The sequence below is a fragment of the Microcoleus sp. BM001215392 genome, from assembly GCF_036700185.1.
Classification (GTDB): domain Bacteria; phylum Cyanobacteriota; class Cyanobacteriia; order Cyanobacteriales; family Microcoleaceae; genus Microcoleus.
On sequence record NZ_JAUBOJ010000431.1, the window covers coordinates 1 to 5,832 of the forward strand.

The following is a 5,832-nucleotide window of genomic DNA, read 5'->3' on the forward strand; positions in this document are numbered from 1 at the left end:
AAATTATGGACGAGATTCGTGCCGAACGTACCTCTGACGATGACTCTGAAATCGAGCCCTCATACTACCTGTAGAGGTGATTTATAGGATAGTAAGCTAACATGAATTTATCATTTAAAGATTTAAGGTTTATTATAGAAGCGATTGATCATCAAATCAATGCCTATCAAGAACGTTTGCAAATAATTGAAGATATAGAAAAAAATGAGGATGAGGCTGCGGATCTAGGGAATGATCTTAAATTCTTAGAGCTTCTCCACGCAGATATCGCTAGTTTGATGGGGCGGGCAATAATGCCCGCCTTTTTGATAAAAAAAATAGCTGTCACCAGGTGACAGCTATTTTTTTTTGTTGACTGATATACTCAGAAGGAGCTTAGGTACTCTTACTTTAGGGAACCGCTGTATAAAAAAATTTGAGGTAATGTGTCTATGTCTAATGAAAATAAAGACAATTCTCAGAAACCGAAGCCCAAACTAACTTTGCAAAATCAACGCTTGAGAGAGTTGCAGCAACAATTAGACAAATTGAGTGAGAGTCATGGCAGCCTGCTTGAGCAAAACCAGAGAATAGAGCAAAAACTAGACGATTTAAAGTCTCTGTTAGAAAATCGACCTGATATCATCACAAGTCAGGTCGATGAACCCAGTGATAAGCAATATGAAGATCGGCTAGTGTTTAACCGTCCTCATAGTCGAAAAGTGCTTAGTGATGCGCTGGAAAATGTTCAAGAGCGATTGATTCTGGTATGTCCTTGGCTGACTTCTTGGGCTACTGCTGTAGTGATTGAGAAGTGCGAAGAACTCATAAAGCGAGGTGTTCGGATTGATATTGGTTGGGGTAAATTGGAGGATCTGGCTAGAGATCAAATAGATACATTTTGGTATGGAGCATTGCCCAGATTGCGTGACCTCCAAAATAAACATCCTGGGTACCTCAATTTGAAGGAATTGGGTACCCATGAAAAGTTTTTGGTGTGTGATAACAACTTTGCCATGCTGGGAAGTCATAACTTTCTCACCTCTAAGGAAAGTAGCCCAGAGTTTGAAGTGGGAATTTTGATCAAAGACACCAACACCATCCAAAAATTAATCAATCGTTTTGATGAATCTACTTTCGATAAGAGTGCTGCTCGTGATTACTTAAGTCATGAAGGTGACACCTATGACTGTGAAGAGCAACCAATAGAAAGTGAGGTTTTGAAAAAAATTATTGAGAATGCTCAGAAAAGGGTGGCTGAGAACGAGCAGAAAACTGTGGTTAAGCTTCCTCCTCCACAAACACCACCGGTCACTATTCTGAGAGAAGAGCCTATTGTGTTGCTAACTAAGTCTGAAAAAAGCGCTGATTTTACTACTAATAATTCAACTCCGCATCCTCCTAAATTAAATTCAAATCGGAGAACTAGAAAGAGAACTATACAGTCAGAAGTAGGCAATGATTTGGGGGTAACATCTACAGCAAGTACAAGTAGTGATAAAAAGCCAGATTTTCCTGTTTCTAATAAACCAAAAGAAGAGGCTGTAAAACCCCCGATAATTACGCCAAGTGGCAGACTGGGTGAAATTATAGTTCAACTGAATTGGAGTCAAGGAACTGGTAGCAAAACTGCCATTGATCTTGATCTGGGTTGCTTGTATGAGCTAAAAGATGGACAAAAGTCCCTTCTACAAGCCCTGGGCAAATCGTTTGGTAATTTCTCTACAACTCCGTATATTCATCTGGGTGAAGATGACCGTAAGGGTGATAAAGGTGAGACTTTATGGATAAATGGCAACAAGGTTGCTGAAGTTAAGCGGATTCTAGTTTACGCTTATATCTATAAGGGCATAGCTAAATGGTCTGAGGCTAATGGTGTTGTCAAAATCAAATTGCCAGAGGTAATTGAGCAGGCAGATATCGAAGTGAAATTGGATGATCATAGAGATGGTATAAATGTACGTGCCATTGCCTTGTTTGAGAATGTTGATGACAAGACTTTTAAAGTTACCAAGATTGAGAAATATTTTAGAGGCCAGTCTGAGATGGATAAAGATTTTAAGTGGGGCTTAGACTGGGTTGACGGCTCTAAGGAAGGTGAGAAGTGGAGATGTTAGATTTTAGATTTTAGATTATACTCGTTACCAGGCTCTGCCTGGTAACGCAGATCCGGAGGCTCTGCCTCCATTGTCGCAGGCGAGGCAGAGCCTCTGGACATCGGTTCCCAGGCAGAACCTGGGAACCAGTTAACCAGTTATTGAAACTGATTTAGGATTGCTATATTACCTTTCAATAACCACCCCCACCTGCCATGAAACTTTACCACACTCCCATTTCCACCAACTCCCGCCGCGTGTGGGTCGCCCTTTTAGAAAAAAACCTCGACTTTGAATTGGTAGAAATCCACTTGGACGGCGATCACTTGGCACCTGAATTTGTCGCCATGAATCCTTTTCATCGCATCCCTGTTTTGGTCGATGGTGACTTCACTGTTGTCGAGTCTCTGGCAATTCTTGACTATCTAGAAACAAAGTATCCTGAACCGGCAATGCTGCCGAAAGATCCGAAAGATTTGGCAATTGTGAAAATGGTGGAATTGGTCACGGTGAATGAACTTGGACCCGCACTTTATCCCCTCAGCAGTGAAAGAATGGGTTGGGGAATTCCTGAACCTCAAGCAATAGAAAAGGCTAAGGAAAAAGTCGATACTGTGTTGACATTCTTTGAGGGTTTGTTGGACGATCGCCCTTTTTTCGCTAGCAACACTGTAACATATGCCGAGTGCGTTGCCGGTACCGTCGTTCCTTTGCTCTCCTGGGTTGATGTGTCCATAGATGGTTATCCCAAAATTCAAGCTTGGTGCGATCGGCTAATGTCGCGTCCCTCATTCCAGCAAACTCAATTCACGCAAGCAGATTTGGCGGCTTTCGCAGTTCGGAGACAAAAATTTCTCGCACAAACTGAAGCCAAATGAACAAATCAATTGTCAAGGAATCGCTCTTTTTTCTAGCTGTGTTCGCCTGCATCCAAATTCCGATCGCAGCAATGGCGCAGCCTGCGAGTCGATCGAACTACGAATCAATTAACGTTAAACAGTTTTTGGGCGATCGCAAAATTACCGTCTCCAACCCCAAAGATATCGCAGCCAAACTCTTTAGCCGTGACCAAGAATCTGAAGGCAGAAAAAGCGATGGAATTTCGGTTGAATATCCCACGCGAGAAACCGCAGCAATCGTGCATACTGTCGTCGGTTTAGCTGACGATTCTGTGGCCGGAATGCGGCACCGCATCGAACTCGCGTTCAGGCAAAATAAGTGGGAAATTCTGTGGATTGGCCGACAATCTAAGTGTCAGCCCAATCGCGGACATCAAAATTGGGCGGCCGGCAGTTGTAAGTAGAAAGACCGAACTTAAGGAACTCTAGAAACAGAATACGGGGAATTAATGATTCACTTGTTTCGGGACTTGATGAAAGATGCAATTCGACAGCGAGGTTGTTTGGGGTCGATCGGAGTTTGGTGGCGAGTCGCGGCTGAATTGCCCGCTACAGCGTGGGAGCAGCACTTGCTCGATCGCGAATCCCGGATCGCGATCGTGGGAGCAATCTAAAATCTCAAATCTAAAATAGAAGTTCGATCGCCCTTTTAGTTAAAAAGAGCGATCGAACTTCTATTTTCCTATTTGCACATGATCAAGTTTCCAGCCGAGATGAATCCGGGTACAGGGGCTGAAATTTCAACCCAATTGCGGTTTTCTCCATTCTTGTCTTTCACTAGCTGGAAATTCGGCACTAGGGTTACTTGACCGTTAGCGGGTACGCCACCTTTAACCGCAGCAGTCTTTGAAGGCTCCGCACGAATAGCCAGACCTTTCGGGGCTACGCGAGGTTCTACTTGGCGGCACAGACTTACCGGGCCCGTTGCGGGTGCGGGTGCTGGTGCTGGTGCTGGTGCGGGTGCGGGTGCGGGTGTCGCAGCGGGTGCGGGTGCGGGTGTCGCAGCAGGTGCGGGTGCAGGTGCAGGTGCAGGTGCGGGTGCGGGTGCTGGAGCTTGACTAATTGCGCAGGAACCTAAATTACTTTCGTCGTTGGGATATCCGCTAGCCACATACCCTTTGACGGGAGCGCTAATTTGAATCCAGAGGCGGCCGTCGGAGGCTTTAACAGAAGTAGCGCCTTGGAACAGCGTTACTTGAGTATTCATTGCTACCCCGCCAACTCTCGCGGATTTGGGGTCTGGGTTCTGGCGAACCGTCAAACCTTCTTTGGGAGTGACTTTGCGGCAAAGGGTGTCAGCTTGGGCTATTTGAAAGGTGGCGCTATTTTCAAAGGAAATATTTTCTGCATCCTGACTGGTGGTGGATGCTGCTGGGGTGCTAACACCAGCAGCCGTCGCCTGCAAACTTCCGGCTACGATCGCGATCGCGCCGAGCAATGCAGCGGGTTTGTTCCAACAATTCAAGTTTTTCATCCGTTCAACTCCTCAATCTAATCAAAACCATTATCTTTATTGCAGGTCAATATAGCAAAGAAAGCGATTTGTCTTCCATAAAAAATCTTTTGATAACACAATACTGCGTGTAAGTCAACTTTTATTGATAAAAATTAAAATTTTAGATATTTAAGTGAGGACAAATTAAGCTGCTGCACCTGTAAATTGTTCGTTATCGTCAAGCGCTTAAGCCGAAACTGGGAGAGTCAAGACTCAAGAGTCGAGAGTTTCAATGCGTCAGAGGCGATCGCACCTTAGTTAAAATTACCGCAAAGAGTGCAAATCACACTTCATTAATCGAAGTCCCCCAATCGCCGTTGTGGAGTCAACTGTTGAATCGCTAATCACCAAATAGCATGGGTTTGAAGCCCTTACTCAGGTCGGCAGATTGTGATAAGAACGGAGTTTAAATCTCTGTTTTTATCACTTCGCACTCATCTGTCAACTGTCAACTGTCAACTGTCAACTGTCAACTGTTTAAAAAGCTAAAATAGAGTGTTGAGTCTCCAAAATCATTGCTGTGGAGTTAAATCTCAAAGCTCAAATCTCAAACTTGTCCCGCGAGCGAAGTCGAAGAATCTAAAATCTAAAATCTAAAATCGAGTGACTTTCCTTACTTCAATCTATCAAAAGACGGATTTTTTCTAAGAAATCGCCGCTGGATAACCTCTATCTGGAGAATGGTTTAGCCGATCGCCCAAATCGAGTAGAAATAGGATGTAATCTCTCATTTTGTATTCTATGAAACTGAATTATATTACCAAACGTCTTTCGACTGTCGGGCGCTATCTGGCTGTAACTGTGCTTTGCGTGTCAGCGATGGCATTTGTGTGGCAGGGTGGGTTTTTCTCGAACACCGCAGCAATGGCCTCTGGTGCTGTAAACTCGATCGCAGCAGCAGATTTGGGAGATAAGGTTCAAGACAAAGCCAGCACAGATGCCGGAAGAGCCAAGAACTTCATCCGAGATACAGAACAGAAAGTTAAGGAAACAGCCAAGACAAATGCTGCTAAAGTCGATCGAGCATCAGAAGATGGTAGTGTAGTGGAGCGCAAAGCCAAGAAAGATGCAGCTACAATCGAGAAAAGAGCAGAAGAAGATTCAGCTCGCACTCAAAAAGCAGTAGATAACACCAAGAATGCTGTAGAGCGGACTGTTGACAGCATCAAAGGTGCTTTTAGCAAGTAAAAAATAAATCATACCAAACAGGTTAGTAGTAAGGACTAAAGTCCTGCTTTTTCGAGGACTAAAGTCCTCACTACAAACCAGCAATACAGGTTAGTAGTAAGGACTTTAGTCCTGATTTTCCGAGGACTAAAGTCCTCACTACAAACCAGCAATACAGGTTAGTAGTAAGGACTTT

At 44.2% G+C, this 5,832-nt stretch carries 7 protein-coding genes; 6 read left to right on the forward strand and 1 reads right to left on the reverse strand.

Going from position 1 to position 5,832, the window contains the following annotated elements:
* The first annotated feature begins 101 nt into the window (after positions 1–101).
* From QT974_RS29855 to QT974_RS29875, 5 genes are all read left to right on the forward strand, one after another.
* A complete protein-coding gene (locus tag QT974_RS29855; protein ID WP_333472009.1) occupies positions 102–335 on the forward strand; it encodes a hypothetical protein in 234 nt (77 codons plus the stop codon).
* A 96-nt stretch (positions 336–431) separates the two neighbouring features.
* Positions 432–2,096: a phospholipase D-like domain-containing protein gene (locus tag QT974_RS29860; protein ID WP_333472010.1), complete on the forward strand. Its 1,665-nt coding sequence runs from the start codon at positions 432–434 to the stop codon at positions 2,094–2,096.
* A gap of 194 nt (positions 2,097–2,290) precedes the next feature.
* Positions 2,291–2,953, forward strand: coding sequence for a glutathione S-transferase family protein (locus QT974_RS29865; RefSeq protein WP_333472011.1), 663 nt, complete (start codon positions 2,291–2,293; stop codon positions 2,951–2,953).
* On the forward strand, positions 2,950–3,378 hold the full coding sequence (locus QT974_RS29870; protein ID WP_333472012.1) for a hypothetical protein: 429 nt from the start codon (positions 2,950–2,952) through the stop codon (positions 3,376–3,378). Before QT974_RS29865 ends, QT974_RS29870 begins: the two co-directional genes overlap by 4 nt.
* A gap of 45 nt (positions 3,379–3,423) precedes the next feature.
* Entirely contained in the window at positions 3,424–3,588 is a 165-nt protein-coding gene (locus QT974_RS29875; RefSeq protein WP_333472013.1) for a hypothetical protein, read from the forward strand.
* A gap of 68 nt (positions 3,589–3,656) precedes the next feature.
* On the opposite strand, the gene QT974_RS29880 is transcribed toward QT974_RS29875, so the two are convergent.
* Positions 3,657–4,448 carry an SH3 domain-containing protein gene (locus QT974_RS29880; protein WP_333472014.1) on the reverse strand — a complete coding sequence of 264 codons (792 nt, stop codon included), beginning with the start codon at positions 4,446–4,448 and terminating at the stop codon, positions 3,657–3,659.
* A 762-nt stretch (positions 4,449–5,210) separates the two neighbouring features.
* On the opposite strand from QT974_RS29880, the gene QT974_RS29885 reads away from it, so the two are divergent.
* On the forward strand, positions 5,211–5,657 hold the full coding sequence (locus QT974_RS29885; RefSeq protein ID WP_333472015.1) for a hypothetical protein: 447 nt from the start codon (positions 5,211–5,213) through the stop codon (positions 5,655–5,657).
* Positions 5,658–5,832 lie beyond the last annotated feature (175 nt).

Bases quoted from the DNA above. Each gene is read 5' to 3' on its own strand.
- QT974_RS29865 (WP_333472011.1), top strand. From the start codon at position 2,291: ATGAAACTTTACCACACTCCCATTTCCACCAACTCCCGCCGCGTGTGG.
- QT974_RS29870 (WP_333472012.1), top strand. From the start codon at position 2,950: ATGAACAAATCAATTGTCAAGGAATCGCTCTTTTTTCTAGCTGTGTTC.
- QT974_RS29885 (WP_333472015.1), top strand. From the start codon at position 5,211: ATGAAACTGAATTATATTACCAAACGTCTTTCGACTGTCGGGCGCTAT.
- QT974_RS29860 (WP_333472010.1), top strand. From the start codon at position 432: ATGTCTAATGAAAATAAAGACAATTCTCAGAAACCGAAGCCCAAACTA.
- QT974_RS29880 (WP_333472014.1), bottom strand. From the start codon at position 4,448: ATGAAAAACTTGAATTGTTGGAACAAACCCGCTGCATTGCTCGGCGCG.
- QT974_RS29855 (WP_333472009.1), top strand. From the start codon at position 102: ATGAATTTATCATTTAAAGATTTAAGGTTTATTATAGAAGCGATTGAT.
- QT974_RS29875 (WP_333472013.1), top strand. From the start codon at position 3,424: ATGATTCACTTGTTTCGGGACTTGATGAAAGATGCAATTCGACAGCGA.